Below are 2791 nucleotides of genomic sequence, written 5' to 3'. Positions count from 1 at the left end.
CTCAATTCGAGGCCATTAGTACCCGTCTGCTAGAGGGGGAAGTGCGAGAATCGCTGGCAATGACGATTGAAGATGCGATAACCCAAAGTGAGGTTTTGTTCGCTGCGCTCGATAAGAACAGTCAGCCTGTACAGGGTTCTAATCGCAAGGAGTTTACCTTGAATGAGTCGCTGATTCGAGAGGTAAACCGCTTTGGCGATCTGATCGGAACGATTGAAGAAGAGCTTGTATTTGAAAGCGGGTTATTCTCTCTGGATGAGTACCAGGTCAAAATCGTGGAAGAGCATCTGGAAATGATTCAGACGGCGTTGGCCTTGTTTAAGCGCCCGGAACTCCTGATTTCGTGGGTAATGGAGGATCAGGATGGATTAACGCTTGTGGTTATGCCCAAGATGGTAAAAGAGATTCTCAAAGAACGGGTATTTGCACAGCATATACCGATTGTATTCTCCTCAGCTACACTTTCCGTGGAGAACTCCTTTGATTATATGGCGCAAAGTCTCGGTATTGAGAATCCGCTCACGTTTTCCGTTGCTTCACCGTATGATTACAACGACCAGATGCAAGCGGCATTATATCCGTTGCAGGTGGGGCATGATCCAATCCAGAGAGCGCTGACACTGCTGGAGAAATCGCAGGGAAGAGCGCTTATCCTGTTTCCTTCACAGGAGGAACTGGCTGCATTCAAGAAGGATCTCGTTGCTTACCCGGAGGCATCAGCCTATCGTTTTCTGTACGAAGGTTCGGCTGAAATCAGCCATCTGATCTCAGCTTTTCAGAATGATGAGGAAAGTGTGTTGTGCGCTGTTACATTATGGGAAGGATTGGATATTCCTGGACCTTCTCTGTCGCACGTCATTATCTGGTCACTGCCATTTCCTCCGAATGATCCGGTTTTTACGGCTCTGCGCAAGGATGCAGCAGATCCGTTTATTCAGATAGATATGCCTCACATGGCACTTAGACTCAGACAAGGCATAGGGCGTTTAATTCGCTCGCGTAATGATCGAGGCTGGATATCCATCATGGGCCAGGATCTGAACCGCCAAGAAGTACGTACACAGGTTTTACAACTACTGCCTGCGGGCGTAGAATGCACTGTAATCGAAGGAAATCCGGAGGGAATGAAGACATGTTAAATTTTACATCGTACACGGTAGATCAGATTAAAGACGCTTTTGGTATTTTGAGTGGGCAGCGTTATGAATTTATAATTGATGTAGAGGTTGAAGAGGACGACGAGCTTTACACCGAAAACGGGCTGTATATCCGTTGTCTTTATTTAGTAGACGAAGAAAAGACGGGACTGCTAAAGTATGAATTAATTGAAAAAGTAACGAATCGTTACATTGATCTTGAACTTGAAGATGATGAGCTGCAAGCTGTTGCGAACTTCTGTAAAGAACATGTACAGGATGAAACAGTGAAGTAACAGTATAGAACACTTAGCTAGCACAGCTGGTGTATAGCTAACATATAATGAAGATATCAAGGAGTCCTGACATGATCAGGCTCCTTTTTTATGGTCAAATGAAGAGAACTTATTTGCTCTAGCGCAGTCTATCCCACACATTCACCATAAACAGCATAATACCAGCCGCGAGTAACACCCACCCTATGGCAATCCAAACTCCAGCCTCTGGAATTTCGTGATTTTCACCTATAATTGCCAATATCAACACGGGCAGACCGATATTATGCATCCAAAAATGGATATGTGCCAGAATAGTAACTGAAAGTGCAGGAAAGCTCACATAGATCAGACCTATAATTCCAAGTGCAATCCAACCCAACAAATGGATATGAGACTGAACATTGGACAGACTGTAATCACCCGACACGCCAATAATTACACTAAGCAGCACACTGAGGGCAAAATATACGGCAGCTATCTTCAGAAATTGCTTTCCCATATATGAACTCCTCCTTATGTTGCACGGGGATATTTTGTGACATCTTCTCTATCATATCGAGCAAGCAGGCAGGGTGTGTGGGTATTGTGACTGGTCCATTTGACAAAAGCTTCAAATACACATAAAATCTTATTGCATCAATACTTACCGTATTACTGTGTTTTCTCGGAGATGATAGCGAACTTCTCCGACAATAGGCGTTAATTTTTGACCATTGGTTTATTTTGGATTCGCCATTAAAAGGAGCTTGAAATTATGAATGTATATCAAAATACCCTTGAACTCATCGGACGTACGCCATTAGTGGAGCTGAATAGCTATTCTCTACCGAGAGGAATTCGCCTGTTTGCGAAGCTGGAGTTTATGAACCCCGGCGGCAGCGTAAAGGATCGGGTAGGTAAGGCTCTAATTGAAAAAGCATTGAAAACAGGTCAGCTGAAGCCAGGGGGGACATTAATTGAAGCAACAGCAGGCAACGCAGGTATTGGTCTTGCGATGGCGGCGCTTCATTATAATATCTCAGTTATTTTCGCTGTGCCTGAGAAGTTCAGCCAAGAGAAGCAGGACCTGATGAAGGCATTGGGAGCACGCATCGTTCATACCCCGACAAGTGAGGGGATGAAAGGAGCTATCGAAAAAACAAAAGAATTGGCTGCTGAAATAAAAGATGCATACTTGCCACGGCAATTCAGTAATCCGGATAATCCCGAGGCATATTATACGACAATGGGACCTGAAATATGGAACGATCTGGACGGCAAAGTGGACGTATTTGTGGCAGGTGCAGGCTCGGGGGGAACGTTTATGGGAACCTCGCGTTATCTTAAGGAACAAAATGCAGCCCTTAAAACGGTCATCGTGGAGCCGGAAGGGTCCAT

Annotated in this window: 4 protein-coding genes; 3 read left to right on the top strand and 1 reads right to left on the bottom strand. The window is 44.9% G+C overall.

From position 1 onward, the window contains the following. Both GRP75_RS23585 and GRP75_RS23580 read left to right on the top strand, forming a co-directional pair. Positions 1 to 1139, top strand: a 1139-nt coding sequence (locus GRP75_RS23585) for an ATP-dependent DNA helicase (RefSeq protein ID WP_160790528.1), incomplete at its 5' end; no start/stop codon positions are given. Next, the gene (locus GRP75_RS23580) at positions 1133 to 1432 is read left to right on the top strand and encodes a DUF6509 family protein (RefSeq protein WP_160790527.1); all 300 of its coding nucleotides are present in this window, start codon (positions 1133 to 1135) and stop codon (positions 1430 to 1432) included. The genes GRP75_RS23585 and GRP75_RS23580, both read left to right, overlap by 7 nt. Before the next feature lie 118 nt (positions 1433 to 1550). Here the strand turns inward: GRP75_RS23580 and GRP75_RS23575 are convergent, their stop codons facing one another. Further along, complete coding sequence (locus GRP75_RS23575; RefSeq protein ID WP_160790526.1) at positions 1551 to 1913, bottom strand: hypothetical protein; 363 nt, start codon at positions 1911 to 1913, stop codon at positions 1551 to 1553. A 255-nt stretch (positions 1914 to 2168) separates the two neighbouring features. Here GRP75_RS23575 and GRP75_RS23570 point away from each other — a divergent pair. Next, positions 2169 to 2791, top strand: a 623-nt coding sequence (locus GRP75_RS23570) for a PLP-dependent cysteine synthase family protein (RefSeq protein WP_160790525.1), incomplete at its 3' end; no start/stop codon positions are given.

The sequence above is a fragment of the Paenibacillus sp. OT2-17 genome (genome assembly GCF_009827695.1).
Taxonomy (GTDB): Bacteria; Bacillota; Bacilli; order Paenibacillales; family Paenibacillaceae; genus Paenibacillus; species Paenibacillus polymyxa_B.
The sequence above is the reverse complement of the archived record's forward strand: the minus strand, read 5'-3'. Positions and strand labels throughout refer to the sequence as shown.

What these genes read in the sequence shown, in the direction of transcription:
- GRP75_RS23580 (WP_160790527.1), top strand. Translation starts at nt 1,133, where the DNA reads ATGTTAAATTTTACATCGTACACGGTAGATCAGATTAAAGACGCTTTT.
- GRP75_RS23575 (WP_160790526.1), bottom strand. Translation starts at nt 1,913, where the DNA reads ATGGGAAAGCAATTTCTGAAGATAGCTGCCGTATATTTTGCCCTCAGT.